The sequence below is a fragment of the Apolloniradiicaulis salifontis genome, from assembly GCF_053756655.1.
In genome coordinates this window covers 1,759,457-1,786,450 of sequence record NZ_CM132387.1, presented here as the reverse complement: position 1 = coordinate 1,786,450, position 26,994 = coordinate 1,759,457, and the positions used below count along the sequence as shown (strand labels likewise).

Below are 26,994 nucleotides of genomic sequence, written 5' to 3'. Positions count from 1 at the left end.
GCGCGGGGGTCGTATCCGGCCTCCRAAAAACAAAAGAGAAACGGCCTGGATCCTCCCGCGCCGCCCTCGCCACACTCATCACCTCGCGCACCTTCGTGCGGCGGGCGGCTTTGGCGTGTGTGGGCGCCGGCGCTTCTCAGCAATGCGCGACGCGGCGCCCGCGCCGCTTTGCGTTTCTTGCGGTCTCGGCTATCACGCGCGCGACACGTTTTGTCCGGGGGAGCGTCCTCCGGAACCACCGCGCTGGGGATCCGCCATGACCGCCATCATCGACATCGTCGCTCGTGAAATTCTCGACAGCCGGGGCAATCCCACCGTGGAGGTGGACGTCACTCTGGAGGACGGCTCCATGGGCCGCGCCGCGGTGCCGTCGGGCGCCTCCACCGGCAAGCATGAAGCGGTGGAGAAGCGCGATGGCGGGGCGCGCTATGGCGGCAAGGGCGTGCAGGGGGCCGTGCGCATCGTCGAGAGCGAGATCTTTGAAGCGATCGCCGGCATGGAGGCTGAAGATCAGCGCCGCATCGACGAAGCGCTGATCGAGGCGGACGGGACGCAGAACAAGTCCAATTTCGGCGCAAACGCCATTCTGGGCGTGTCGCTTGCCACCGCCAAGGCGGCCGCATTGGCCACCGGCCTGCCGCTCTATCGCTATGTGGGCGGCGCGAACGCCCGCATCCTGCCCACGCCCATGATGAACATCATCAATGGCGGCGCCCATGCCGACAATCCGGTGGATTTTCAGGAATTCATGATCATGCCTACCGGCTTTGACAGCTTTTCAGAAGCGCTGCGCGGCGGGGCGGAAATCTTCCACGCCCTGAAAAAGCAGCTCAAGGCCGACGGTCACAACACCAATGTGGGCGATGAGGGCGGTTTCGCACCGAACCTGAAAAGCGCCGAGCACTGCCTGGACGTCATCATGAAGGCGGTGGAGGCCGCCGGCTACAAGCCGGGCGAGAACGTCATGCTAGCCCTGGACGTGGCGTCCACCGAATTCTTCAAGGACGGCAAGTATGTCATGGACGGGGCGGGCCGCACCGAGGACAGCGAAGCCTTCGCCGCGTATCTCGCCAGGCTGGTGGGCGACTATCCCATCATCTCCATCGAGGACGGCATGGCCGAGGACGACTGGGAGGGCTGGCGCGTGCTCACTGAAATGCTGGACGGCGAATGCCAGCTGGTGGGCGATGATCTGTTCGTCACCAACCCGGAGCGCCTGTCGCGCGGCATCGCCGAAGGCGCGGCCAATGCGCTGCTGGTCAAGGTCAACCAGATCGGCACGTTGTCGGAGACCCTGGACGCGGTGGAGATGGCCCTGCGCTCCGGCTATGGCGCGGTGATGAGCCACCGGTCCGGCGAGACCGAGGATTCCACCATCGCCGATCTCGCCGTCGCCACCAATTGCGGACAGATCAAGACCGGCTCGCTGGCGCGCTCTGACCGCACGGCGAAGTACAACCAGCTCCTGCGCATCGAGGCCGAGCTGGGCTCCACGGCCGTCTACGCCGGCGGCGGCTCCATCGCAGCGGGGTAGGCGCCCCCGCAGCGAGCGGGGCTCGTCCCCGCGCAGCGAGGAGGGAGACAACATCCGGCGGCGCAGSCCGCCGCAAGCGCGACCGCGCGCCCGCAGCGAGCGGGGCTCGTCCCCGCGCAGCGAGGAGGGAGACAACATCCGGCGGCGCAGCCCGCCGCAAGCGCGACCGCGCGCCCGCAGCGAGCGGGGCTCGTCCCCGCGCAGCGAGGAGGGAGACAACATCCGGCGGCGCAGCCCGCCGCAAGCGCGACCGCGCGCCCGCAGCGAGCGGGGCTCGTCCCCGCGCAGCGAGGAGGGAGACAACATCCGGCGGCGCAGCCCGCCGCAAGCGCGACCGCGCGCCCGCAGCGAGCGGGGCTCGTCCCCGCGCAGCGAGGAGGGAGACAAAGTCCTCCGGACTCGATTCGGCCTAACGCTTCTTTTACGTTGATCGATCTAGGCTCTGCTCGAATGATCCGCAAAAGGCGGACGGTGGATGGAGGCGGGCATGAACGCGCTGAAGCGGTTCATCCCCATATTGGCGCTCATGGGGGCGATCGCGTATCTGGGCTTTCACGCCTGGACCGGTGATCAGGGCGTGCGTAGCCAGATCGTGACGCTGGACCGCATCGAAAAGGCCGAGACCGAGCTTGCTGAAGCGCGCGCTCTCAGGGTCGGCCTGGAGGACCGGGTGGCGCGCCTGTCCGAGGGCGGGTCGAAGGCTGGTGTTGATGTGGATTACCTGGAAGAGCGGGTCCGCGACGAGCTGCGCTTCGCCCATCCCCATGAAATCGTTGTGGACATCGCCCGTACGCCGTCGCGCTGATCCTGCGATACTTCGCACGCGCAGCAATCCACGCCTCTTGCCGGGTGAGCCAACTCCCTGTTAAACGCTGATGAAAGCGTAAACAGGGAGCGCGGGCAATGACTTGTTCGCGTATGAACTAAATGGCGACGCGCAAGTCCTCCACGTCCTCCGACCCTTCATCCTCGAGCTCCAGCTCGAAGGCCAAGCTCAAGGTGAGCCAGGACCAGCTCATGACCTGGTACAAGGACATGCTGCTGATCCGCCGCTTCGAGGAAAAGGCCGGCCAGCTCTACGGCATGGGCCTCATCGCCGGCTTCTGCCACCTCTATATCGGCCAAGAGGCCGTGGTGGTGGGCGTTCAGGGCGCGCTTGAAGAGGGCGATCAGGTCGTCACCGGCTACCGCGACCACGGCCATATGCTGGCCACCGGCATGGATCCGAACGGGGTCATGGCCGAGCTGACGGGCCGCGAAGGCGGGTATTCCAGAGGCAAGGGCGGGAGCATGCACATGTTCTCGCGCGAGAAGCAGTTCTTTGGCGGCCACGGCATCGTCGGCGCCCAGGTCCCCATCGGCGCCGGGCTCGCCTTCGCCAACAAGTACAAGGAGAACGGCAAGATCTCCGCGACCTATTTCGGCGACGGCGCGGCCAATCAGGGCCAGGTCTATGAAGCCTTCAACATGGCCAAGCTCTGGGATCTGCCGGTCCTGTTCATCATCGAGAACAACCAGTACGCCATGGGCACCAGCGTGAAGCGCTCCAGCGCCGAGACCCATCTGCACAAGCGCGGCGCAAGCTTCGGTATTCCCGGCCGGGAAGTGGACGGCATGGACGTGACCGCCGTCTACGACGCCGCGAAGGAAGCCGCCGAGCATGCGCGCACCGGCAAGGGGCCGTTCATCCTGGAGATGAAGACCTACCGCTATCGCGGCCATTCCATGTCCGACCCGGCCAAATACCGCACCCGCGACGAGGTCAACGAGTTCCGCGACACCAAGGACCCGATCGACCTGGCCCGCAAGATGATCCTGGATCAGGGCTGGGCGAAGGAGGACGCGCTGAAAGAACTCGACAAGGAGGTCAAGGCGCTGGTCAACACGTCCGCCGATTTCGCCAGGGAGAGCCCGGAGCCAGATCCGTCCGAGCTCTACACCGATGTTCTGATCGAGGGTTAAGTGATGTTGATCGACGCGAGCCTTTTGAGCCTTTCAATCGTGATTTTCATCGTGATGATCGCCGTCCAGGCGGTCTTTTCCAATATCGAGCATCCGCCCAAGGTGATGCTCGGCGCGCGCGACGGCCTGACCGATTCCAGGGTGATGACGCAGCGCGCCAAGCGCGCCACTCACAACATGATCGAGGCGTTGCTGATCCACGTGCCGCTGGTGCTGCTGGTCCTGGTCCTGGACCGCACCAATGACATGACCGCGCTGGGCGGCTGGTTGTTCGTCGCCGGACGCGCCGCCTACGCGCCGCTTTACTGGCTCGGCGTTCCGGTGCTGCGCACCTTCGCCTGGCTCGCCGGAATCGTGGGCAGCGTCATCATCCTTCTGCAAGTTCTCCCGTTTTCCGGAGCCGCCTGATGCCCATTGAAGTGCTGATGCCCGCCCTGTCCCCCACCATGGAGGAGGGCACGCTGGCCAAGTGGACGGTGAAGCCGGGCGACCGGGTGTCGTCGGGCGACATCATCGCCGAGATCGAGACCGACAAGGCCACGATGGAAGTCGAAGCCGTGGAGGAGGGCGTGATCGGCAAGCTCCTGGTGGAGGAGGGCGCTGAAGGCGTGAAGGTGAACGCGCCCATCGCGCTGCTTTTGGAAGACGGCGAAGAGGAAAGCGCGCTGGACGGCTATGAGCCCGGCGGCGGCGCGGAAGCCCCCAAGGGCGGAGACGATAAGGCCAAGGACTCCAAGCCCGCCGACAAGGCCGACACCAAAGAGGAGGCGCCCAAGGCGTCGTCTTCGCAAAAGAGCCGGGGCGGCGACCAGCCCACCGAGCCGCAAAAGCCCCAGCACGCGCGCCCGCAAGCCTCCGACCCCGAGCTGCCGGCCGGAACCAAGATGGTGCAGATCACCCTGCGCGACGCCCTGCGTGACGCCATGGCCGAGGAGATGCGCCGCGATGATCGCGTCTTCGTCATGGGCGAGGAGGTCGCCGAGTATCAGGGCGCCTACAAGGTGACGCGTGAATTGCTGCAGGAGTTCGGCGCCCGGCGCGTGGTGGACACCCCGATCACCGAGCACGGCTTTGCGGGCCTTGGCGTCGGCGCGGCGTTCGGCGGTCTGCGCCCCGTCGTGGAATTCATGACCTTCAATTTCGCCATGCAGGCCATCGATCAGATCATCAATTCGGCGGCCAAGACGCTTTACATGTCCGGCGGGCAGATGGGGTGCCCCATCGTGTTCCGCGGCCCCAACGGCGCGGCGAGCCGGGTAGGCGCCCAGCACAGCCAGGATTATTCCAGCTGGTACGCCCATGTGCCGGGCCTGAAAGTGATCGCGCCCTATGACGCGGCCGACGCCAAGGGGCTTTTGAAGGCCGCGATCCGCGATCCCAACCCGGTGATCTTCCTGGAGCATGAGCTGATTTACGGGGAGACCTTCGACATCCCCGACCATGATGACTGGGTGCTTCCCATCGGCAAGGCGAAGATCCGCCGCGAGGGCTCCGACGTCACCATCACCGCCCATTCGCGCATGGTGGGCTTTGCGCTGCAGGCGGCCGAAGCGCTCAGCCAGGACGGCATCGAGGCCGAGGTGATCGACCTTCGCACCCTGCGCCCGCTGGACACCGCGACGATCATCAAGTCGGTGAAGAAGACCAACCGCATCGTCTGCGCCGAAGAAGGCTGGGGCCAGCACGGCGTGGGCGCGGAGATCGCCGCGGTCGTGGTCGCCGAAGCGTTCGATTATCTGGACGCTCCGCCCGCCCGCGTGCACCAGAAAGACGTGCCGCTGCCCTATGCGGCCAATCTGGAAAAGCTGTCCCTGCCCGGCGTCGAGGACATCATCCAGGCGGCGAAAAAAGCTTGTTACGCGGAGTAGGGTGATGAACGACCAGGACCCCGCAGACGACGCCGCCGACGACACGCCGGACGAGTTTCCCGACGGCGCCTATCCCTTCTTCGTGGCTTTTCGCACAAGGGACGGCGAGATCGGCGTGCAGCTGGATATCGAGGCGCTGGAAGCGCCGTCGCACGCAGGGGTTCTGCTGGCCGATTTTGCGCGCCATTTCGCCATGGCGTTCGCGCAGACCGGCAAGGCGTCGAGCCCCGACGCCGCCCTTGATGAGATGCTGGACCTCATGGAGGACGAGCTGGAAAATCCCACCGACACGCCCCGCGGCGGGATTTCGAATTGAGGAAGCGGTGATGGACGAGGCGAAAATCCTGGAATTGCTCACCGACAACACGGCCAACGTGCTGGGCCTGTTGTCGATCTATTTCACGGTCGTCTCCGCCTATATCGCGGCGCTATACTATTTCCTGCGCCGGTCGCCGCTGGTGATGAAGGCGGCGGCGATGATCATGCTCACCGGCGCATTCCTGTTTCTCGGGTTCGCGGCTCTGGGGATTGAGCGCATGCTGTCAGGTCTGTTCTTCGCCATGGCGGCGCTGCCGCCCGAGGCGCGCGACGCCCTGGCGCCGAACCATACCGGGCTGTTTTCGTCCGGCGCGGAAGTCCTGCTGGCGAACGCCTACGCCTTTGGTGTCTGGCTTGGCTGGATCATGGCCGCGCTGGTCTATGGGACCCTGGTCTATCTCACCTTCCTGCACAGCTGGGCCGGGAGGGAAGACTCGTGACTGAAGCCGATGTCATCGAACAGATGGTGGAGTACCAGAACATCCTGCTTCTGGGCGTCTCCGTCTTTTTCACCGTCATCTCCGCCTATGTGGTGGCGGTGTGGGCGTTCCTGCGCCATGCCGGATTCGGCTTGCGCGCATTTTCGTTTTTCTTCCTGACGCTGGTCGTCGCCTTTCTGGTGCGCGTGGCTTACGGCAGCCAGCAAATCTTTGACGGGTTTGTCGCCACTCTGATTGAAATCGACGCCGCGGTCGGCCTGTCGCCCACCGGCGACGCAGCGCTGAACAATGCGCTGTCCGGCCTCGACGAGGTGATCCAGCAATCAATGTTCTTTGCTGTGATCATCGTTTATATCGCCCTGTTTTTTCTCACCTTCTTTGCGCGTTCAACGCTGAAGAACGTATAGTTTCCGGTTCGGAGCGCATCCATGCCCATCGAAGTCCTGATGCCCGCCCTGTCGCCCACCATGGAGGAGGGGACGCTCTCAAGCTGGCTTGTGAAAGAGGGCGACACGGTGAAATCCGGCGACGTCATCGCCGAGATCGAGACCGACAAGGCCACCATGGAGGTGGAGGCGGTCGACGAAGGCGTCATGGGCAAGATCCTGGTCGCCGCCGGCACTGAAGGCGTTGCGGTGAACAAGCCGATCGCTCTGCTTCTGGAAGACGGCGAAGAGAAGGGCGCGCTGGACGGCTACGAGCCGGAAGGGGCGGGCGCCGCGAAGCCTGAGGACGCAAACGCTGAAGCCCCGGAGCCGCCGAAGACGGAATCCGGAGCCTCGCGCCAGGCTCGCGACGAGGTCCCGGATCGCAGCTCCGCTGAGTCCGGCGATTCAGACAAGCAAGGAAAGAGCGAAGCCGGCAAAGCGCCGCCCGCGCCGGATGACGAGAGCGGTAACCGCATCAAGGCGAGCCCGCTGGCGCGCCGGCTGGCCGCCGAAGCCGGGATCGAGCTGGCCGATATCGACGGGTCGGGACCCCATGGGCGCATCGTGAAGCGCGATGTTGAGGCGGCCAGCGAAAACGGCGCCTCAAAGCCCGAAAAGCAGCCTGAACAGGCCGGCGCCGGGGTGTCGCCCAGCGCCATGCCCGCTGAAGAGGCGCCAAAGCCCAAGGTGGACGAGCACGAGCCGCTGGCGCGCTACGGCATCGCGTCGGAGCGCTATGAGATCAAGAAGGCCGACGGGATACAGAAGATCTCCGCCAAACGCCTAACCGAATCCTTCCGCGACGTGCCGCACTTCCCGCTCAATGTGGACTGCCGACTCGACGCGCTTTTGAAATTCCGCAAGCAGGTCAACGACAAGGCGCCCGACGGCGTGAAGGTCTCGGTCAATGACATCTTGATCAAGGCGTCGGGCCTGGCGCTGAAACGCGTGCCCGAAGCCAACGCCAGCTGGATTGAGGACGGGCGCGTGGCGTTGCACAAGCACGCCGACGTGTCGGTGGCGGTGGCCATTGAAGGCGGGCTGATCACCCCGATCATCGCCGACGCCGACCAGAAGGGCCTGGCGCGGATTTCCGCCGAGATGAAGGATCTCGCCGCCCGTGCGCGCGACCGCAAACTGAAACCTGAGGAATACCAGGGCGGTACGTTCTCGCTGTCCAATCTGGGCATGTTCGGGATCAAGTCGTTCAGCTCCATCCTCAACCCGCCCCAGGGGATGATCCTGAGCGTGGGTGCGGGCGAGGAGCGCCCGGTGATCACCGACGGCGCGCTGGCCAAAGCCACCGTCATGACCGTCACGCTCACCTGTGATCACCGCGTCGTCGACGGCGCCGCCGGCGCCCGCTGGATCGCCGCGTTCAAGGGCTTCATCGAAGACCCGATGACGATGCTGATGTAGGGGGTGTGCGCTCTTCGGTAAGATAGAGTAGGATAAAGTCGGATAGATGGAGTCCGGGCATGTCCATGATCAAGAAGAGCATCACAGTCACCGGCCAGCAGGCCGAATGGATCGAGAGCCAGATCAGCAGCGGCCATTATGGCAGCGACAGCGAGGTGATCCGCGAGGCGCTGCGCGAGAAGCAGCTGCGAACCGCCGAGCTGGATGCCTTGCGCGCCCGGTTGCAGGACGCCGAACGCAACGGGCTTTCATCGCGCAGTCCATCTGAAATCCGTGAGGCGGTCCTCAAAGACTTGAAAGCCGATGGCGCGCTATAGGCTCGCTCTCAGCGCTGTAGCCGACGCCGATCTTGCTGACATTTACCGCGAAGGGGTCCGGCAATGGGGCTTGCCTCAGGCCGACAGGTATTACTCAGCCCTAGGCGAGCATTTCGAGCGGCTGTGTGAAAACCCCTACCTCTATCGCGCCGTGGATGATCTCAGGCCGGGCTACAGAAGAAGCGTCTGCGGGCGTCACGCCATTTATTTCCGCATCGAAGCCGAGACCATTGTCGTAATGACGGTGATCAAACACCAAAATCTCAGCGATCGCCTTGATTAGCAGGGCGGTCCCATGCGTTCAGCGAGGCCGCCGGTGACAGCGCCCAAAGTCGTTAACCTTGCCGCCGCCCATGCGCGTTTTTCAGAGCCCTGGTCGCCGCGGCGCATTGCGCGCGTGGACGATTACGAGGTGAAGCTGGCCAAGGGCGAGGGCGAATTCGCCTGGCACGCCCACCAGAACGAAGACGAGCTGTTCTACGTCACCGCCGGCGTGCTTCGCATCGAGATCGAGGGCGAGGACCCGATCCGGCTTTGCGCCGGTGATCTGACCGTCATTCCCAAGGGCGTGCGCCATCGCCCGGTGGTGGAGGAGGGGCCGGTGAGCCTGCTTCTGATCGAGAAGGCCGGCGTGGTGAACACCGGCGATGCTGAAGCCGGCGACCTGACCCAGGCGTTGGTGGACCTCGACTAGGCGCTGGTCTTCGCGCAGTCCCATCGGCTCTTTTCGGAACTCAGCTCGGGTACGCGCGTTGAATTTTTAACGGCTGATGTCGGGAGGAAAAGGGTCCATGGGGCTACGCAAGAGTTTGATTTCCAAGCCTATGATGGGCTGGTTTCGCGGGCTTCTGCCCAAAATGTCCGACACCGAGGCGCAGGCCATCGAGGCCGGGACAGTCTGGTGGGACGCCGAGATCGTGTCCGGAAAGCCGGACTGGGATTATCTGCGCGGTCTGAAAGTCGGCGAGCTCACCAAGGCCGAGCGCGACTTTATCGAGGGGCCCACACGCAAGCTGTGCTCCATGCTGAACGACTGGCAGATTGAGCATGAGCTCAACGATCTGCCCCAGGACGTCTGGGATTACCTGATCAGCGAAGGCTTCTTCGCGATGATCATCCCCGAAAACTATGGCGGCAAAGGCTTTTCCGCCTACGCCCATTCTGAAGTCGTGCGCATGATCGCCACGCGCTCCATCAGCGCGGCGGTGACCGTGATGGTGCCCAACTCGCTCGGCCCGGGCGAGCTGCTGCTTTTGTACGGCACCGAGGATCAAAAGAATTACTACCTGCCCCGGCTTTCCAGCGGCGAGGATATTCCCTGCTTTGCGCTGACCGGCGTGGAGGCCGGCTCCGACGCGTCGGCGATGACCGATTACGGCGTTATCGTTGAAAAGGAGATCGACGGCGAGAAACAGCTGGGCATCTCCATCACCTGCAACAAGCGCTACATCACGCTGGCGCCCATCGCGACGCTGGCCGGTCTCGCCGTGCGCCTGCAGGACCCGGACGGGCTTTTGGGGCACACCGAGGATCTGGGGATCACCGTGCTTCTGGTCCCCACCGATACGCCGGGCCTGGACACCGGCCGGCGCCACTACCCCGCCGGCATCGCCTTCCAGAACGGGCCGGTGCGGGGCAAGGACGTGTTCGTGCCCATCGACCAGATTCTGGGCGGCAAGGAGCAGATCGGCCAGGGCTGGAAAATGCTCATGGGCGCGCTGGCGGCCGGGCGCGGCATTTCGCTGCCCTCGCTCAGCGCAGCCGGCGCCGCCGTGGCGGCGCGCTCAGCCGGCGGCTATGCGCGCATTCGCGAGCAGTTCGGCATGCCGGTGGGCGCATTTGAGGGTGTGCGCGAAAAGCTCGCCCCCATCGTGGCCACCGCCTACACGCTGGACGGCGCGCGGCTTCTGACCTGCGCCGGGATCGACGCCGGCGAGAAGCCGGCCGTGGTCTCGGCCATCATGAAATATCACGCCACCGAGCGCCTTCGCACCGCGATCAACGACGCCATGGACATTTTCGGCGGCAAGACGATCTGCGAGGGTCCGCGAGACCATCTGGCCACCGCCTACAAGGCTTTGCCCGTTGCGATCACGGTGGAGGGCGCCAACATCCTCACCCGATCGCTGATCATTTTCGGCCAGGGCGCCATTCGCTGCCACCCCTATCTGCTGACCGAGATGGAGGCGGTGCAAAACGAGGACGAGAGCGAAGGGCTGGACGCCTTCGACACCGCGCTGTTCAAGCATATCGGCTGGCAGCTCAGAAGTATCGGCCGGTCCTTCTGGCACACGCTCACCGGCGCCCGCTTCGCCCATGCGCCCGATGGCGCAGGCGACCTGAAGCGCCATTACCAGCAGCTCTCGCGCGCCAGCGCGCAGCTGGCCGTTGCCACCGAGTTGTCGCTGGCCACCCTGGGCGGCGCGCTGAAGAAGAAGGAGAGCCTGTCGGCGCGCCTCGGCGACATGATGGCGGAGATCTATCTGTTGTCCGGCGCCCTGAAGCGGTTCGAGCATGATGGCCGGCCGGCCGAGGACCGGGTGATCCTGGACTATGTCTTCGAGGACGGGCTGCATCGCTTCCAGGATCGCCTGAAGGCCGTTCAGCGTCACTTCCCGAACCCGGTCTGGCGCGTGGTGCTGACTTTAATCACCAGCCCTGTGGGCCTGCACCGTGAACCACCCCATGACAGCCTGATGAACGCCGTCGCCGAGATCATCCAGAAGCCCGGCGAGACCCGCGAGCGGGTCGGCGCGAACGTCTATCTGGGCTCCAACGGCGACACCATGGCGTTGATCGAGAAGGCGCTTCACGCGGTGATCCGCCGGGACACGCTCATGAAGCCTGTGAAGAAACAGAAGCTCAGCCTGGAGGAGGCCGTGAAATGCGGCGTCATCAGCCGGGCCGAACGCGACGAGATCGAGCAAACCGATGCGCTGGTGCGTGAGGTGCTCGTGGTCGACGATTTTGATCCATCCGAGTTGAAGGGAGCCACGCTATCGCCAAGCGCCCGCAAGGACGATTCCGCCGCCGCGTAGCCGTACTGGACGGCGTGCGAACCCCCTTCATCAAGGCCCGCGGAGAGCCCGGCCCGTTTTCGCCGGTCGATCTGGCCGTGGCCGCCGGCCAGGAGTTGGCCCTGCGCCAAGGCGCCGCCATGGACGCGGTCGAGGAGGTGATCCTGGGCTGCGGCGCGCCCAGCTCCGAAGCGCCCAACACCGCGCGCGTCGCCGCGTTGCGCATGGGGCTCGGCGAGGATGTCCCCGCCTATTCGGTGCAGAGAAACTGCGGCTCGGGCATGCAGTCGCTGGACAATGCGGTCCAGCAGATCGCCTCAGGCCGCAACGAGGTGATGCTCGCCGGCGGAACCGACGCGCTCAGCCATGCGCCGCTGGAGCTGTCTGAAGACACCGCCGCCTGGCTTGGCCGGCTGCGCAAAGCCAAGGGCGCCGGCGAGCGCCTTTCGGTGGCCGCCGAGTTTCGCCCGGCCATGGCCCAGCCGGTGGTGAGCCTTGAAAAGGGTCTCACGGACGACGTGGTGAAGCTCGGCATGGGCGAAACGGCTGAAGTCATCGCCCATGAGTGGGGGATCACCCGCGAAGACGCCGACGCCTACGCGGCGCAGAGCCATCATCGGCTCGCCCGCGCCCAGCGAAAGGGCTGGCTGGATCAGGAGCTGCGGCCGGTGTTTTCGCGCGACGGCGAGGTCTTCGACCATGATGACGGCGTGCGCCCCGACACCGATGTGGATCAGCTCGCAAAGCTGTCGCCTGCGTTTGAAAAACCCCACGGCCAGGTGACTCCGGGCAATTCCAGCCAGGTCACTGACGGCGCCTGCTGGACGCTTCTGGGCAGCGAGGACGCGGTGAGAAAGCTGGGCGTCGAGCCGCTCGGCTTTATCGAAGACGTGGAATGGGCGGCGCTGGATCCCGCGCGCATGGGCCTTGGACCCGTCCTGTCAGCGACGCCGATCCTGACACGCAATCAGCTCACCCTGGATGATCTTTCGATCTGGGAGATCAACGAGGCCTTCGCCGCTCAGGTCCTGGCCTGCCTTGCAGCCTGGGAGGATGATAAATTCTGCCGCGAGCGCCTTGGCCTTGAGGCGGCGCTGGGCCGGATTGATCCGGACAGGCTGAATGTGGACGGCGGCGCGGTGGCGCTCGGCCACCCAGTTGGCGCCAGCGGAACCCGAATTGCGCTGCACGCCCTGTACGCGCTGAACCGCACAGGCGGAAAGCACGCCATCGCCACCGAATGCATTGGCGGTTGAGCTTGACCCCGTTTTCGGGCCACGGGGAGTTGGAAGATCCCCGTGTNTGAGCTTGACCCCGTTTTCGGGCCACGGGGAGTTGGAAGATCCCCGTGTCATGGCGCCAGGGCGGGCTGCGTGAGCCCTGACGCTTTTCGTGCCTCCGCAGGCGTTCGGTAGCCGATGGCGCTGTGCGGACGCTCGGTGTTGTAGTCTCTACGCCATCGCTCGCATTTTCCGCGGGCGTCGGCAAGATTCATGAACCAGTGGGCATTAAGGCATTCCGCGCGAAACTTGCCGTTCAGGCTCTCGATGAACGCGTTATCCGTAGGCTTGCCGGGCCGGGAGAAGTCGAGCTCCACCCCATTCGCATAAGCCCATAGATCCAGATCGCGCGAGATGAACTCGGGACCCTGATCGACGCGGATGGACTTGGGATGCCCGTGGCTGGCGCAGATGCGCTCGAGCACGCCGACGACGTCCGCGCCGGTGAACCGCTCGCGAGGTTCGATCGCCGGGACATACCGGGTATACGCATCGATCACGGTGAGGATCCGCAGCCGGCGGCCGTCGTAGAGTTGGTCATGAACGAAGTCCATCGCCCAGACCTCGTTGGCCGTCACCGGATCCGATCGCCCCTCTCGGAGCTTCGCCTTCACCTTCCGCTTCGGCGTCTTATTCCTCAGCTGCAGTCCCATCTCGCGATAAAGGCGATAGACCCGCTTGGCGTTCACCGCCCAGCCTTCCCGCTGAAGCAGGACGTGGATACGCCGGTAGCCGTAGCGAACCCGGGTCTCAGCGATCTCCCGGATGCGCTGGCGAAGCTCTTCCTGGGAGCCGCGCTGGGACTTGTACTGGTAGGTCGAACGATCGGCCCTGAGAACCTGGCAGGCGCGTCGAACGCTGACCCGCCAGGCCGCACGCAGATGATCCACCAGCTCTCGCCGGCGCGCGGGCCTCAGAGCTTTCGGCGCAGAACATCCTGAAGCATCTCCTTGTCCAGCGAGAGATCCGCCACGATCCGCTTCAGGCGACCGTTCTCTTCCTCAAGCTGCTTCAAGCGCTTCATCTCCGACGGCATCAGACCGCCATACTTCTTTTTCCAGTTGTAGAAAGTGGCTTGGCTGATCCCCGCTTTGCGGCAGACCTCTTCCACACGCGTGCCTTCTTCGGCTTGGCGCAGAATGAACGCGATCTGCGCCTCAGTGAATTTTGACCGTTTCATCGGCCTTCTCCTCGTACCAGCAGCCCAAGCCGCTAAACGAGAATTTTCCACTTTTCCGTGGCCGAGAAAACGGGAAGCAGGTCAGCGGCGGCCAGGGCGGCGCCATGCTTCTCAGTGCAAATTAAGAGATTTGTCATGAGCGATGTTTTTACGACCGAATTGGATTCAGATGGCGTGTGCTGGGCGGCCATGGACATGCCCGGCCGCTCCGCCAATTTGCTGGACGACACGGTGCTGCGCGATTTCGAGCGTCTGATCGAAAGCCTTGAAGCCGACACGCCGAAAGGTCTGATCCTCTACTCCACCAAGGAGGCCGGCTTCATGGCCGGCGCCGATGTGGAGATGTTCGACGCCATGAGCGCTGATGAGATCCGCGCCATGATCGAGCATGGCAAGGATTTGCTGGAACGCCTTGAAGACCTGACATGCCCCACCGTCGCAATGGTGCACGGCCATTGCCTGGGCGGCGGGCTGGAGCTGGCGCTGGCGTGCGACCACCGCGTGGCGCGCGATGATGCGCAGCTGGGCTTGCCGGAGGTGAAGCTGGGTCTGGTTCCAGGCCTTGGCGGAACCTATCGCCTTCCCTCGCTGGTGGGGTCGGTGAACGGGATGAGCCTGATCATCGCCGGTAAAATCCTCGACGCCGGCAAGGCCGAGGCCATGGGGCTTGTGAACGAGGCGGTTCCGCAGCGCCATCTGCGCAAGGCGGCGAAAGCGCGCCTTGGCCAGACCCGCGAAAAACCCCATGGGCTGGAGGCGTTGAAGCGCGACGCCCTCGACACCCGCCCGGCGCGGGGTTTCGCCGCCGGGCAGATGCGCAAGAAGACCCGCGAAAAAATCCGCGAGGACCATTATCCGGCGCCGTTCCGGCTCATCGACATCTTCGAGGAGCACGGGCTTTCCCACGACCTTATGGACGCGGAGACCGAGCTCTTCGCCGAGCTGTCCGGCTCCATCGCCTCGCGCAATCTTCGCCGGGTCTTCCTGTTGCAGGAGGGCAGGAAGCGCGACGCGCGCCTTGCTGCCGACGCGCTGGAGATCCGCCGCGTGCACGTCATCGGCGCCGGCTCCATGGGCGGCGACATCGGCGCCTGGGCGGCGCTGAAGGGCTTTGAGGTGACAGTCACCGATGTGCGGCTTCAACCCATCGCCGATGCGGTGAAAAGCGCGAACGATCTGTTTGACGAAAAGCCGGCGAAAAATCGTGGGAATCTTCGTCCTCCACGCAATCGGTTCATCCCCGACCCGAGCGGGCACGGGGTGGAGCAGGCCGATCTGATCATCGAGGCGGCGCCGGAAAAGCTGGATCTGAAGGAACAGCTTTTCGAGGAGATTGAGCCGCGCATGAAGCCGGACGCGATCATCGCCACCAATACAAGCTCACTGCGCTTGAAGGCCATGGCCTCCCCCCTGAAGAAGCCGGGCCGCCTCGTGGGGCTCCACTTCTTCAATCCGGTCTCCAAAATGCCGCTGGTCGAGCTGGTCCGCCACGGCCGCTCATCCAAGCGCGCCGTGACCCAGGGCGCGGCTTTCGCAGAAGCTCTCGACAAGCTTCCAGTGACCGCGAAGGACGCCGCCGGCTTCATCGTGAACCGGGCGCTGACGCCCTATCTGCTCGAAGCCGCGCGCCTGATGGAGGAGAGTGTGAAGCCCGAACTCATCGACGCGGCGGCGGAAAAGTTCGGCATGGCGCAGGGCCCTGTCGAGGTAGCAGACCATGTGGGCCTGGATATCGCCCTTGGTGTGGCCGAACACCTTAAAGCTGATTTTCCCAAGGAAATCGGTGATATACCCGGTAATGTGAAACAGACGCTGGAAAAGCGCGGCACCGGGGTGAAGGATGGCTGCGGCTTTTATGAGTATGAGGACGGCGAGGCGCGCAAATCGCGGGTCTCCGACGATGACATGAGCGATGAGCGCCTCGATCCGATCTGCGACCGGCTCATCCTGCCCCTCATGAATGTGTGCGCTCAGCTGCTCCACGAAGGCGTGGCGCAGGAGGAAGACGATGTGGATGCGGCGCTGATCTTCGGGGCCGGATTCGCGCCCTTCCGCGGCGGTCCGTTCGGCTATGCCCGCTATCGCGGGATCGACACGGTGGTCGCTGATCTGGAACGCCTGGCGCAAAAGCACGGTGAGCGCTTCGCGCCGAGCGATGGATGGTCCATTCTCCAGCCATGAAAGAGACATCGTCGAGCAATTGCGAGGCGCGCGCAGACCGGATCGTTCAAGAGACGATCGCGCGGGTGGGGCGAACGCTTGTGCTCGGCCTGCCGTTGGCGCTGGGTAAGGCGAACCATCTGGCCAACGCCTTCTACCGCGCCGCAAAGGCCGACCCTGCGCTTGATCTGACGATTTACACCGCGCTGAGCCTGGATCCGCCCCGGGCGCCGAACGCGCTGGCGGCGCGCCTGCTCGATCCCATCGCGCAGCGGCTCTACGCCGGCTATCCGCGCCTGGATTACGTCGTGGATCGGGCCAAGGACGCATTGCCGGCGAATGTCCAGGTGAAGGAGTTCTTCCTGTCTCCTGGCGGGCTAATCTCCAACGCCCACGCCCAGGCCAATTATGTCAGCGCCAACTACACCCATGCCGGCCAGGCAATCTTCGACAGCGGGCTCAATGTGGTTGCGCAGATGGTGGCGCCTGATCCCGGCGGCGCGCACCAGTATTCGCTGTCCTGCAATCCCGATCTCTCGCTGGACCTGTTTGAACGGCTGAAACAGCGCGGCGAGGCCGGGACGCCCACCGCGATCCTGGCGGAGGTCAATCCGCAGCTGCCCTGGTTCGGCCATGACGCCGTGGTTCCAGCGGAAACGTTTGACGCGGTTCTGGAAACGGGCGGCTATACGCTGTTTCCCGTGCCGTCGGAGAAGGTGGGCCTCGCAGAGCACGCCATCGCCCTTCATGCGGCGGGGCTGGTGCGCGATGGCGGCACGCTGCAGATCGGCATCGGGGCGCTTGGCGACGGCCTCGCCCATGCGGTGAGCCTGCGTCACGAGCAGGCGGGGCGCTTCGCCTCGGCGCTGGACGCGCTGGCGGGACCGGATGTGGATCCGGCGATCGGCGGGCGCGGCGCGTTTGAAGAGGGGCTTTACGGCTGCTCGGAAATGGTCACCGAGGGCCTGATCAATCTTCTCGAACACGGTGTTCTGACGCGCGCCGTCTATGACGATCTGGGCGTCCAGACCGCCGCGAACGAAGGGCGCCCGCCCCAGGACGCAGACACGCCTGCGATCCAGCTTCATGGCGGCTTCTATCTGGGATCAACAAGACTTTACAGGGCGCTGCGTAATCTTCCTGATAATCTGCGTGACGCCATCTCCATGACCCGGATCGGGCGCATCAATCAGCTCTACGGGTCCGAAGCCCTCGACCGGGCCCAGCGCAAGCACGCGCGGTTTTTCAACACCGCCATGATGGTCAACGGGCGCGGCGCCGCGATTTCCGACACGCTCCATGACGGGCGGGTGGTGAGCGGGATTGGCGGGCAGTACAATTTCGTCGCCATGGCCCACGAGCTTGAGGGCGGGCGTTCGGTGATCCTGGTGCGCGCCACGCGCACGTCAGGCGGCGAGACGAAATCCAACATCGTCTGGGAAGGCGGAGAGGTTTCGGTGCCGCGCCATCTGCGCGACATCGTCGTCACCGAGTACGGGGTCGCCGATCTGAAAGGCGCCACCGACCGCGAGGTGGCGGTGCGCCTGGCGCGGATCTGCGACAGCCGGTTTCAGGGCGGGTTTCTCGACGCCGCCAAGGCCGCCGGCAAGGTGGAGGCGGAGTTTCAGCTGGAGGCGGGCTACACCGCCAACACGCCTGAACGCCTCGCCAAAGCGCTGAAGCCTTTGCGTGACGCCGGCGTGTTGCCCGACTATCCGCTGGGCAGCGATCTGACGCCGGTGGAGCGTGATCTCAAGGATGCGCTGGGACTGCTGAAAGGCGCCACCGCCACCGTTCTAGGGCGGGTCTTCACCGTGATCAAGGCGATCCTCACCGGAGAGCCCGACGACGATGTGACTGACGGCCTCATCCGCATGGGGCTCGACACGCCTCAATCCATCGGTGAGCGGATCGAGGCGCGGCTCGTCGCCTACGCCCTGCGCAGCGCCCGCGAAAGCCGTTAAGCGCGATCAGCTCAGCGTGACAGCAGTTCCCGACGCGCTGACCATGAGCATCGAGCCCTGCTCGCCGATCACCTCGTAATCAAGATCGACGCCCACCACCGCGTCGGCGCCCCGGGCGCGGGCTTCGTCCTCCAGCTCCTTCAGCGCGATCTCGCGGGCTTCGCGCAGGGATTTCTCGTAGGAGCCGGAGCGACCGCCGACGATGTCGCGAATCCCCGCGAAAAGATCGCGGAACATGTGGGCGCCCAGAATGGCCTCGCCGGTGACGACGCCGTGATAGGTCGCGATGGTCCGGCCGTCGACGCCGGGGGTGGTGGTGATGATCATGAACGCTCCTTTTTGGTGGTCTTGCAGGCCTGCTCAGCCAAAGCGCTTGGCGAACGCGTCGGTGACGCGCACCAGCCCGTCCACCGTGCCGGGCTCCCCTGCGGCGTGGCCGGCGTCGTGGACGAAATTGAGCTGGCTGCCCGGCCAGGCCTTGTGCAGGGTCCAGGCGGCCTTGGGCGGGGTCACCATGTCATAGCGGCCCTGGACGATGGCGCCGGGAATCTCGGCGAGATGGGCGGTGTCCTCCACCAGGATCCCGTCGCGCCCTAGAAAGCCGGCATTGACGAAATAATGGGTCTCCATGCGCGCCAGGGCGTCGGCCCGGCGTGGTTCGGGACTGACGGTATAAGGGTCGGCGTGCAGGCTTATGAGCGCGCTTTCCCACCGTGCCCATTCCACCGCGTCGGCGCGGCGCTCGGCGGCGTCCTCGACCATGACTCGTTTGTGATAGCTTTTCAGAACATCGTCCTGCTCGCTTCCCGTCAGACGCCCTGCAAAGCGCGCCCAGGCGTCGGGAAACATCCGGTTTGCGCCGTCTCTGTAGAACCAGTCGATCTCCTCGCGCGTGCAGGTGAACACCCCGCGAAGCACCAGGGCGAGCGTGTGCCCCGGGCAGGCGCGCGCATAGGCCAGGGCCAGCGTGGCGCCCCAGCTGCCGCCGAACACCATCCATTTGTCGACGCCGAAATGGGCGCGAAGGGCCTCTATGTCGTCGATAAGATGTGCGGTGGTGTTGTCAGCAATGGAGGCGAAGGGTCGCGAGCGCCCGCATCCGCGCTGATCGAACAGCAAGATCCGGTATTTGCGCGGATCGAAAAACCGCCGCATGGCAGGCGCGGCGCCGCCGCCGGGGCCGCCATGAAGACCGATCACGGGAACACCATCGGGCCGGCCGCATTCCTCATAATAGATCGAGTGACCCTGTCCCACCGGCAGATAGCCGCTGCGGATCGGTTCGATGGGAGGATAAAGACCGAGGCGTCGGGCGTGACGATGGGTGTCCATTGTGTTCAAGACCGAGAGGAAACGGCCCCTTCATGATTTTTCGGTTTGTTTCTACAGACAGTATGCCGTTTTATAGACGGGTCAAAGCGGTGCGGCGAGGGGCGGGCCGCGCGAACAGCGACGCGAGGGAACAAGCGTTGACCATTCTACCGGCGACCGGGCTGAAATCCATGGCGTGCGCTTGCGTGCTGACTGCGTTCACTGTCGCCGGTTGCGCAAGCGGACCCATCGACATGGCGCGCGCGCCGGACTCGCAGGCCAGCATGATCGCCGAGGAAGCCGCCCTGCGTAACGCCGCCGACGGGCTCGCCGCCCATGTGGAGGCGCAGGGCTGGACCCTGACGCCGCCAGCCGGCGAAGCCGCACGATCGTTCCTCGGCCGGCTGATCGGCGGCGAGGGCGAGCCGGCTGAAGCCGGCGACCCGGTCGCCGATTATATCGAGGCCGCAAGCGGGACGCGGGTAACCTCCGATATCTCCGAGCTCGTGAGGGCGACGCTGCAGGTGTCAGGAGACGCCGGCGCTGTCGCTTCGGCGCCGGAGGGGCTGAGCCGCAGCGCCCTGGAGCGTGATATCGCGGCGGCGGAAACCGCGCTTGGCGCAGTGCGCCGGGCGAGGGCTTTCTTCGCCGAAGTGAGCGCACGGACGGGCACGCCGGGCGATGCGCTTTCTGAAAAACTCAGCGAGCTGGTTGAGGCGGAGACCGCGCTGGCCGAAGCCGCGGACGCGCTGGCTGAACGGCGCTGGTCGCGCCGGACGGAGTCGCTGTCCGGATGAGCGACGCCGTTCCGGGCGACGCCCTCGACCCCCAGACGATCAAAGGCTTTTTAGCGCCCGACGAGGGTGAAGCGCTGCACGCTCATGCGCTGCAGGCGGCGGCCGCTGTGCCCGGCCCCTTTGTGGAGATCGGCAGCTGGTGCGGGCGCTCCACGGTGTATCTGGGCCGCGCGGCGCGTCATGCGCAGCGGCTTTTGTTCGCCATTGATCACCATCGCGGCTCCGAGGAGCATCAGCCGGGCGAGGGCTATCACGACCCCGATCTCTTCGACGCAGAGTTTGGGCGGGTGGATACGCTGCCGGAGCTGCGCCGCACGATCGCGCGCGCCGATCTGGAAGACAGCGTCGTGGCTGTGGTGGGCCGCTCGGCCTCCATCGGCGCAAGCTGGGGCGGGCCGGTCTCGTTCGCTTTCATCGACGGCGGCCACGCCATGGACACCGCGCTGGGCGATTATCGCGCCTGGGCCGGGCATGTGGCGCGCGGCGGGCTGATGGCTATCCACGACGTGTTTCCAAACCCCGATGATGGCGGCCGCCCGCCTTACGAGATCTGGAAGCTGGCGGTGGCGTCCGGCCTGTTTCAGCCGGTGGCGCGGGTCAATACGCTCGAGATTCTGCGCCGGGTCTGAGCCAGGCGTCGGGGCGCGCATGGCGCACCAGAAGGTCTGATCCCGGCGCGATCTGATAGAGCGCGTCGGCGGCCAACACCACGGCGGCGGACGTCCAGCCCGGCTGCTCCCTGGGCCAGACCATGCCGAGCTCGAACTGCCAGCCCATCCAGTAGCCTTCACCGCCGCGCGCCAGCGGCGCCAGGTCGGCGATCAGGGTGCGCGCCGCGTCGCGGCGTCCCAGCGTCAGGCAGGCAAGCGCCAGCTCTGCGGTTTCCGCGGTGGTGACCCAGGGCTCTTCGGCGACGCAGCGGCAGCCAAGATCGGCCACCACAAAGCGGTCCCAGTCACGATCCAGGCGTTTCGCCGCCGCCGCGCCGCAGACCGCGCCTGTGAGCACGGGATAGTACCAGTCCATGGCGTAATTGGTTCGATCCTGGCCCTTGCGGTCGAAGCGTTCCGGAGCGTGCTCGAAGGCGCGGGCGATCCCGGCGCGGGCGCGCGCCCAGTGCGGCTTCCGACGTCCCAAGGCGTCGGCGATCCGCAGCCCGGCCTCAAAGCTTTTAAAGAGCGAGGCGTTGCCGGCGCGCAGCGAGTCGACCTCGTCCAGGGGCTGGCCGGGGTCTGGATCGCGCCAGATGATGTCGCCCGCGTCGCACTGGCGCGCCGCGACCCAGTCCAGAGCGCGGTTGATCATGGCTTCGTGCCTGGCGATGAGGCGCGGGGCGTCCAGCGCCAGAGCGGCTCTCAGCAGGGTCACCGCGGCGTATCCGGTGAAATTGGTGTCGCGGGCGGTGACCGGGACGGCCGGCGGGGCGATGCGCTCGCCGGTCTCGTCCATGGGCACGCCGGCGCCAAGCTCGCCTGTCCAGCCGCCGTCTTCCTCCTGGCGCGCGGCGAGGGCGTCGAGCCCGGCCTCAACGGCCCGTTCCCGTCCCGCCACGGCCAGCGCCATGACGCTCTCGCCATGGTTCCAGGGATCCCAGACGCCGGCCTCGATCCAGGGGATCGACCCGTCACGGCGCTGCAGCGCCTCGATCCGGTCAGCGCACGCCGCCACGTCGACGCCAAGGGCGCGCGGGCTCATGAGCGCGCGTCCGTCTTGTCGAAATACAGCGCCACCGACTTGCCCAGAATCGGGTTCAGGGCCGCCTCGGTCCAGCGGGTGAGGCGGGGTTTTTCAAGCAGGTCCCATTCGAGCAGCTTCTTATAGGCGCTCACCATGCGGCTTTCTTCCTGACGCTCCCACTTGGCGCATCGCAGCCACCAATAGGGGCTGTGCAGGGCATGGGCCCAGTGGCGCCTGTAGGCGGAGAAGCCAAAGCCCTCCACCTGACGGCGAAGCCCGGACTCCTTGAAGATTCGTACATGGCCGCCGGGCGTGTTCTGATAGCCTTTCGACAGGCTCCAGCAGAGGGTTTCCGGCCAGTAGCGCGGCACCGAGCAGGCGAACTTGCCGCCGGGCTTCACGATGCGGGTGATCTCGTTGAGCGCGGAATCCACGTCCGGCAGGTGCTCGAGCACTTCTGAACAGATCACCACGTCGAAGCTGTCGTCAGCGAAGGGCAGGCGGTCCGCGTCGCCAACGCACCACACCGCGCTGCGCGGCGGCTCAGCCGGCGGCGGGGGCAGCTGGAAAAACCCGTCCACGGCGCCTTTGAGGTCTTCAAGGTTCAAGTCCAGCATGACCACGTCCAGAGCGCGTTCATGCCAATACAGCGCATGGGAATGCCGGCCGCGGCCGCAGCCGAGATCGAGGACGCGCTGACCGTCTCTCAGATCCAGCGCGTCAAGATCGAGGGTGACCATCATGGGGCGCCAGGTCCTGTCCTGCGGCTGCTCGTGGTTTGCAAGGCGTCACCGTAAAGCCTGATGGCCGCGGCGGCGTGGCGGTCCCAACTGAAGGCGGTCAGGGCGCGCGCCGCGCTCTTTTTGCTCATCTGCGCCTGCAGGTCGCGGTCGCCCAGCACCCGCTCCAGCGCGCCGGCGAGCGCCACGGCGTCCTCCACCGGCGTGACGATACCCGCATCGCCGGCGACTTCGGGAAGCGCGCCGCCGGAGGAGACAATGACCGGCGCGCCGCAGGCCATGGCCTCGGCGGCCGGCAGGCCGAAGCCCTCAAAGCGCGAGGCGGAGACGAAAACGCTGGCCCGCCGGTAGAGATCGCGCAGCGCCTCGCCGGATATGCCGGAGACGAAGCGCACCTGATCCATCAGGCCTTCACGCTCCAGTGCGCGTTTCGACGGCCCCTCGCGCAGCTTTCCCACCACGGTGAGGCGCGGACGCCCGCCTCGGCGTTTGAGCAGGGCCAGCGCGTCGATGAGCACGTCCAGACCCTTCACCGCCACGTCCGCGCTGGCCAGGGTGACGATGTGGTCTTGGTCGCGCGGCATGGACGCGTCGGCGCTGAACTGGTCGTGGTCGATGCCGTTGAGCGCCACGGTGATGCGCCGCGGATCGATGCCGCAGATCGCCGAATACTGGTCTCGCGCCGCCTCGCTCACCGCCAGGAAGCGCGGCAGCCGGCGCCCGGCCCGGCCTTGCGTCTCCACAAACGAGTGCCAGCGCCTCTGCAGCGCCCGGCGCCACCAGGAGCCGGCGCCCGCCACCGCGAAGTCGCGGTCGATGGCGATGGGATGGTGCAGGGTGGTTACGACCGGGACCCTGCTATCTATGCGCGCCATGGCCGGGGCGAGGGTCTGATTGTCGTGAATCACGTCAAAGCGATGGCCCTCGCGCTTGATGAAGCGCTCCAGACGCAGGGCGAAGCTGGTCATCTCCGCGAAGGCGCCGGTGTTGTGGGCGAGCCATTCCGTCATATCGGCTTTTGAGGCCAGAAAGCCCAGCCTGAACGCGAAGAAGGCGTTGGTTTCCTCAAACAGGTCAAGCGACGCTAGTTTTTCAAGCGTGATTCCAGGGTCGAGCTCAGGGTAAGGCGGGCCGGAGACGACCGTGACCTCGCACCCGGCGGCGCGCAGGGCGCGGGTGAGCTGGCGAACATAAATCCCCTGTCCGCCCACATGGGGGGCGGAGCGGTAGCTGGACACCAGCACGCGCATTGCGTCGCCGCGGGGCGAGGGAGAGAGGGCATGGTCTTTCATCGGCGCGCGACGCTACTGGCTCGCCTCACTGAAACCAAGCGCAAACACCGTTCACAGTGTGCTTTATGCTGCGGGCGCGACGCGCTAGACGCTGGTCCATGACGCTGCGTCTTACCCCATTGCCGCGCCCGGCGCGGTTCGCTCTGTTCTACGGAGCGTTCTATCTGGGGTTCGGGGCCTATCTGCCGTACATGCCGGTGTGGTTCGAAGCGCGCGGCCTGTCGTCGGAGCTCATCGGGCTCGCCGCCGGGGCGGGCATGGCGGGCCGCGTGATCGCTGCGCCGCTGGGCGCCGCGCTCGCCGACCGCATGCGCAAGCGCCGCCACGCGCTCATCGGCTTCTGCATCGCCGCTGCGCTGATCTTCGCCGCCCATGTTCCGGCCCATCATCCAGGGCTCATCGTGGTGCTCGCCGGGCTGGCCGGCGGCGCCTACACTGGAATCGTTCCGATCATCGACGCGTTTGCGATTCGCGAATCAAAAACCCGCGGCTTCGCGTTCGGGCCACCCCGGGCGCTGGGCAGCGCCGCGTTCATCGTCGCCAATCTCGGCTGCGGCGCGTTGATCGGCGCTCTAGGCGGGGAGGCGGCGCTATACTGGACGCTCATCTCCGCAGGCCTCTGCGTCCTGACCGCGCTATTGCTTCCCGAGGGGCGGCGCGTATCCGCGGCCGGTCAGGCGCGCGAGCGGTCGGGCCTGCGCGGCGTGGTCGCGACGCTTTCCGCCGCCGGCCTGCCGCTGGCCTTTGCAGCTTCGGCGCTGGTGCAAGGGGGGCACGGTTTTTACTACGCCTTCTCCGCGGTGGCCTGGACGGCCGCCGGGGTGCCCGCGCAAGCAATCGGCGCGCTCTGGGCGACCGGGGTCGGTGCGGAGATCATCTTTTTTGCGCTGATCGCAAGATATTTCCCGCGGTTCAGCCCCGCCTGGCTGCTGGTGATCGGGGCGGGCGCATCCATTCTGCGCTGGTGCGCCCTTGCGCTGGCGCCACCGCTCTTGGCGCTGTTCGCGCTGCAAGTGCTGCATGCGCTTACCTTCGGCGCGAGCTATCTGGGTTTTCTGCGCTACGCTGCGGACAATACGCCCGACCGCCACGGCGCCACGGCCCAGGCGGTGAATTCAGCCCTGTCCGGCGGCCTGGTGCTGGCGGGGGCCACCTATGCGTCGGGCTACGCCTATGCGGCGTTCGGTTCAGGCGGTTTCGCCGTCATGGCGGCGCCGGCGGCACTGGGCCTCGCCTGTGCGATCATGCTCGCCCTTCGGGGGCGCAACGCGCCATAATGGCGCCTAAACCCGGCGCGACGCTGTGAGTCGATGCTGCAAGCCGTAAGGGCGGGGACACTTGACTGCGACGACCTCCCAGATCGTTTCCCGCCCTGGTTCTGCAAAGGCGGAGCTGACCCGGCGCAGCGAGGGCGACAAGGTCGTCATCGAGCCGCGGGGCGACTGGGTGGTGGAGGCCATTGGCCGGTTTGATCGCGCCTTGCTCAAGATTGAAGAGCAGACCGAGCCGGAAAACATTATCGTCGACCTCTCCTTCCTGGGCCGCATCGACACGTCCGGCGCCTATATCCTGGGCCGAACGCTGCGCCGCTGCGGGGATCCGGACGGGGACTGGCATTTTGTCGGCGACCACCCCACCGCGCGCCGCCTTATGGAAGAAATGCGCCGGCGCATGGCCGAGTGCCCCACCGAGGAGGAGCAGGACGGCGGCGTCATCGCCGTGTTCGCGCGCATCGGCCGCGCGGTGGACGATGGCTGGGCGGAAACGGTGGATACGTTCGCCTTCTTTGGTCGCACGGTGACCACCGCGCTTTCCGTCGTCGCGGTTCCAACCCGCATGCGCTGGGTCGCCACGGTGCACTCCATGGAGGCGGTCGGGGTGAACGCGCTGCCCATCATCGCGGTTCTGTCCTTCTTCATCGGCGCGGTGGTGGCCTTCATGGGCGCCAATCTGCTGGAGACGTTCGGGGCGGCTGTGTTCACCGTGGAGCTGGTCGCTTTCGCGGTGCTGCGCGAATTCGGCGTCCTGATCACGGCGATCCTGCTGGCCGGTCGATCGGACAGCGCGTTCACCGCGGCCATCGGCTCCATGAAGATGCAGCAGGAAATCGACGCCATGAAGGTGATGGGCATCGATCCGTTTGAGGCGCTGGTCCTGCCGCGCGTCATCGCCTGCGTCATCATGGCGCCGCTCCTGACCTTCGGCGCCATGATCTCCGGGCTGGTGGGCGGCGCGCTTGTAAGCTGGATGACGCTGGACATCTCGCCCACCTTCTTCATCGCACGCATGAGCGCCACGGTCGACTGGACCCATTTCATGGTGGGGATGTCCAAGGCGCCGGTCTTCGGCCTGGTCATCGCCATCATCGGCTGCCGGCAGGGGCTTGAGGTCGGCGGCGACGTTGAAAGCCTGGGCCAGCGCGTGACCACGTCGGTGGTGCAGTCGATCTTCGCGGTGATCGTCATCGATGCGCTGTTCGCCATGATGTATCTGGAGCTCGACATATGAGCGGGGCGGACATGCTCATAGAGGTGCGTAGCCTGCGCTCCCAGTTCGGCTCCCATGTCGTCCATGACGGGCTGGACCTGGAGGTCCGGCGCGGCGAGACGCTGGGAATCGTCGGAGGATCGGGCTCGGGCAAGTCGGTGCTGATGAACACGATTCTGGGCCTGAAATCTCCCGATGGCGGCGAGGTCTTCTTTGAGGGCAAGCCCGCTTCGAAGATGGGCCGCGCCGAACGAAACGAGCTGGAGAAGCGCTGGGGCGTGCTGTTTCAGGGCGGTGCGCTATTCTCCTCGCTCACCGTGGCCGAGAACGTCATGGCGCCCCTTCGCGAGCACGTGAAGATGTCCGCATCGCTCATGGCCGAGGTGGCGGGTCTGAAGATCGGCCTGTCCGGGCTTCCTGAAGAAGCCGGCGCGAAATTTCCCTCAGAGCTTTCCGGAGGCATGAAGAAGCGCGCCGCGCTGGCCCGGGCCTTGTCGCTGGATCCCGACCTGTTGTTTCTCGACGAGCCCACCGCCGGGCTCGATCCCATCGGCGCGTCCCAGTTCGATGCGCTGATCAAGGAGCTCAGCGCAACGCTGGGCCTCACCGTTGTGATGATCACCCACGATCTCGACAGCCTGCATGCGATCTGCGACCGCGTGGCGGTGATCGCGGAGAAGCGGGTGATCGCCAATGCGCCGCTGGATGAACTGGCGCGCAATCCCCATCCCTGGATCCAGGACTATTTCGGCGGGCCGCGTGGCCGCGCCGTGCTAAGGACCACGCCAGAGGAGGCGAGGTGA

27 protein-coding genes are annotated in these 26,994 nt (G+C 65.7%); 21 read left to right on the top strand and 6 right to left on the bottom strand.

What is annotated here, in order from left to right; genetic code table 11:
- Positions 1-256: 256 nt before the first annotated feature.
- The 14 genes from eno (at position 257) to ACWCOP_RS08590 (ending at position 12,559) form a co-directional block, all read left to right on the top strand.
- Positions 257-1,534, top strand: coding sequence for a phosphopyruvate hydratase (eno, locus tag ACWCOP_RS08655; protein ID WP_478247885.1), 1,278 nt, complete (start codon positions 257-259; stop codon positions 1,532-1,534).
- Positions 1,535-2,021: 487 nt separating this feature from the next.
- A complete protein-coding gene (locus ACWCOP_RS08650) occupies positions 2,022-2,339 on the top strand; it encodes an FtsB family cell division protein (RefSeq protein WP_478247884.1) in 318 nt (105 codons plus the stop codon).
- A 212-nt stretch (positions 2,340-2,551) separates the two neighbouring features.
- On the top strand, positions 2,552-3,496 hold the full coding sequence (pdhA, locus tag ACWCOP_RS08645) for a pyruvate dehydrogenase (acetyl-transferring) E1 component subunit alpha (protein WP_478247883.1): 945 nt from the start codon (positions 2,552-2,554) through the stop codon (positions 3,494-3,496).
- 3 nt (positions 3,497-3,499) lie between these two features.
- The gene (locus tag ACWCOP_RS08640; RefSeq protein WP_478250671.1) at positions 3,500-3,904 is read left to right on the top strand and encodes an MAPEG family protein; all 405 of its coding nucleotides are present in this window, start codon (positions 3,500-3,502) and stop codon (positions 3,902-3,904) included.
- Positions 3,904-5,364: a pyruvate dehydrogenase complex E1 component subunit beta gene (locus ACWCOP_RS08635; protein ID WP_478247882.1), complete on the top strand. Its 1,461-nt coding sequence runs from the start codon at positions 3,904-3,906 to the stop codon at positions 5,362-5,364. Before ACWCOP_RS08640 ends, ACWCOP_RS08635 begins: the two co-directional genes overlap by 1 nt.
- Before the next feature lie 4 nt (positions 5,365-5,368).
- Entirely contained in the window at positions 5,369-5,680 is a 312-nt protein-coding gene (locus ACWCOP_RS08630) for a DUF5076 domain-containing protein (protein WP_478247881.1), read from the top strand.
- Between the two features lie 10 nt (positions 5,681-5,690).
- A complete protein-coding gene (locus tag ACWCOP_RS08625) occupies positions 5,691-6,122 on the top strand; it encodes a hypothetical protein (protein ID WP_478247880.1) in 432 nt (143 codons plus the stop codon).
- Positions 6,119-6,529, top strand: a complete 411-nt coding sequence (locus ACWCOP_RS08620) for a hypothetical protein (RefSeq protein ID WP_478247879.1) — start codon at positions 6,119-6,121, stop codon at positions 6,527-6,529. The genes ACWCOP_RS08625 and ACWCOP_RS08620 overlap by 4 nt, the downstream gene beginning before the upstream one ends.
- 21 nt (positions 6,530-6,550) lie before the next feature.
- The gene (locus ACWCOP_RS08615) at positions 6,551-7,969 is read left to right on the top strand and encodes a pyruvate dehydrogenase complex dihydrolipoamide acetyltransferase (RefSeq protein ID WP_478247878.1); all 1,419 of its coding nucleotides are present in this window, start codon (positions 6,551-6,553) and stop codon (positions 7,967-7,969) included.
- 59 nt (positions 7,970-8,028) lie between these two features.
- Positions 8,029-8,286: a type II toxin-antitoxin system ParD family antitoxin gene (locus ACWCOP_RS08610; RefSeq protein WP_478247877.1), complete on the top strand. Its 258-nt coding sequence runs from the start codon at positions 8,029-8,031 to the stop codon at positions 8,284-8,286.
- Positions 8,273-8,569, top strand: a complete 297-nt coding sequence (locus ACWCOP_RS08605) for a type II toxin-antitoxin system RelE/ParE family toxin (RefSeq protein WP_478247876.1) — start codon at positions 8,273-8,275, stop codon at positions 8,567-8,569. Before ACWCOP_RS08610 ends, ACWCOP_RS08605 begins: the two co-directional genes overlap by 14 nt.
- Before the next feature lie 12 nt (positions 8,570-8,581).
- Entirely contained in the window at positions 8,582-8,980 is a 399-nt protein-coding gene (locus ACWCOP_RS08600; RefSeq protein ID WP_478247875.1) for a cupin domain-containing protein, read from the top strand.
- A 97-nt stretch (positions 8,981-9,077) separates the two neighbouring features.
- On the top strand, positions 9,078-11,324 hold the full coding sequence (locus tag ACWCOP_RS08595; RefSeq protein ID WP_478247874.1) for an acyl-CoA dehydrogenase: 2,247 nt from the start codon (positions 9,078-9,080) through the stop codon (positions 11,322-11,324).
- A gap of 14 nt (positions 11,325-11,338) precedes the next feature.
- Positions 11,339-12,559 (top strand): acetyl-CoA C-acetyltransferase, encoded by a 1,221-nt coding sequence (locus tag ACWCOP_RS08590; RefSeq protein ID WP_478247873.1) that lies wholly within the window; start codon positions 11,339-11,341, stop codon positions 12,557-12,559.
- A 95-nt stretch (positions 12,560-12,654) separates the two neighbouring features.
- On the opposite strand, the gene ACWCOP_RS08585 is transcribed toward ACWCOP_RS08590, so the two are convergent.
- Positions 12,655-13,763 (bottom strand): IS3 family transposase gene (locus ACWCOP_RS08585; RefSeq protein WP_478247734.1). Its coding sequence is split into 2 segments (ribosomal slippage): positions 12,655-13,499 and positions 13,499-13,763, totalling 1,110 coding nucleotides; the frame shifts between segments, so codons are not numbered across the junction.
- A gap of 135 nt (positions 13,764-13,898) precedes the next feature.
- On the opposite strand from ACWCOP_RS08585, the gene ACWCOP_RS08580 reads away from it, so the two are divergent.
- Both ACWCOP_RS08580 and ACWCOP_RS08575 read left to right on the top strand, forming a co-directional pair.
- The gene (locus tag ACWCOP_RS08580) at positions 13,899-15,944 is read left to right on the top strand and encodes a 3-hydroxyacyl-CoA dehydrogenase NAD-binding domain-containing protein (protein WP_478247872.1); all 2,046 of its coding nucleotides are present in this window, start codon (positions 13,899-13,901) and stop codon (positions 15,942-15,944) included.
- Positions 15,923-17,887, top strand: a complete 1,965-nt coding sequence (locus ACWCOP_RS08575) for an acetyl-CoA hydrolase/transferase C-terminal domain-containing protein (RefSeq protein ID WP_478247871.1) — start codon at positions 15,923-15,925, stop codon at positions 17,885-17,887. Before ACWCOP_RS08580 ends, ACWCOP_RS08575 begins: the two co-directional genes overlap by 22 nt.
- Before the next feature lie 6 nt (positions 17,888-17,893).
- On the opposite strand, the gene ACWCOP_RS08570 is transcribed toward ACWCOP_RS08575, so the two are convergent.
- Entirely contained in the window at positions 17,894-18,214 is a 321-nt protein-coding gene (locus ACWCOP_RS08570; protein WP_478247870.1) for a heavy metal-binding domain-containing protein, read from the bottom strand.
- Between the two features lie 33 nt (positions 18,215-18,247).
- A complete protein-coding gene (gene pip, locus ACWCOP_RS08565; RefSeq protein WP_478247869.1) occupies positions 18,248-19,219 on the bottom strand; it encodes a prolyl aminopeptidase in 972 nt (323 codons plus the stop codon).
- A gap of 137 nt (positions 19,220-19,356) precedes the next feature.
- Between pip and ACWCOP_RS08560 the strand changes: the two genes are divergently transcribed.
- Both ACWCOP_RS08560 and ACWCOP_RS08555 read left to right on the top strand, forming a co-directional pair.
- Positions 19,357-19,995 (top strand): hypothetical protein, encoded by a 639-nt coding sequence (locus ACWCOP_RS08560; protein WP_478247868.1) that lies wholly within the window; start codon positions 19,357-19,359, stop codon positions 19,993-19,995.
- On the top strand, positions 19,992-20,624 hold the full coding sequence (locus tag ACWCOP_RS08555) for a class I SAM-dependent methyltransferase (RefSeq protein ID WP_478247867.1): 633 nt from the start codon (positions 19,992-19,994) through the stop codon (positions 20,622-20,624). The genes ACWCOP_RS08560 and ACWCOP_RS08555 overlap by 4 nt, the downstream gene beginning before the upstream one ends.
- On the opposite strand, the gene ACWCOP_RS08550 is transcribed toward ACWCOP_RS08555, so the two are convergent.
- From ACWCOP_RS08550 to ACWCOP_RS08540, 3 genes are read right to left on the bottom strand one after another with little or no spacing between them, the layout of a single operon-like run.
- Positions 20,593-21,690, bottom strand: a complete 1,098-nt coding sequence (locus ACWCOP_RS08550) for a hypothetical protein (RefSeq protein ID WP_478247866.1) — start codon at positions 21,688-21,690, stop codon at positions 20,593-20,595. The two genes, ACWCOP_RS08555 and ACWCOP_RS08550, sit on opposite strands and share 32 nt — an antisense overlap.
- On the bottom strand, positions 21,687-22,415 hold the full coding sequence (locus ACWCOP_RS08545; protein ID WP_478247865.1) for a class I SAM-dependent methyltransferase: 729 nt from the start codon (positions 22,413-22,415) through the stop codon (positions 21,687-21,689). Before ACWCOP_RS08545 ends, ACWCOP_RS08550 begins: the two co-directional genes overlap by 4 nt.
- Entirely contained in the window at positions 22,412-23,704 is a 1,293-nt protein-coding gene (locus ACWCOP_RS08540; RefSeq protein WP_478247864.1) for a glycosyltransferase family 4 protein, read from the bottom strand. Before ACWCOP_RS08540 ends, ACWCOP_RS08545 begins: the two co-directional genes overlap by 4 nt.
- 98 nt (positions 23,705-23,802) lie before the next feature.
- On the opposite strand from ACWCOP_RS08540, the gene ACWCOP_RS08535 reads away from it, so the two are divergent.
- From ACWCOP_RS08535 to ACWCOP_RS08525, 3 genes are all read left to right on the top strand, one after another.
- Entirely contained in the window at positions 23,803-24,981 is a 1,179-nt protein-coding gene (locus ACWCOP_RS08535) for an MFS transporter (RefSeq protein ID WP_478247863.1), read from the top strand.
- Positions 24,982-25,042: 61 nt separating this feature from the next.
- Positions 25,043-26,212: an MlaE family lipid ABC transporter permease subunit gene (locus ACWCOP_RS08530; protein WP_478247862.1), complete on the top strand. Its 1,170-nt coding sequence runs from the start codon at positions 25,043-25,045 to the stop codon at positions 26,210-26,212.
- Entirely contained in the window at positions 26,209-26,994 is a 786-nt protein-coding gene (locus ACWCOP_RS08525) for an ABC transporter ATP-binding protein (RefSeq protein WP_478247861.1), read from the top strand. Before ACWCOP_RS08530 ends, ACWCOP_RS08525 begins: the two co-directional genes overlap by 4 nt.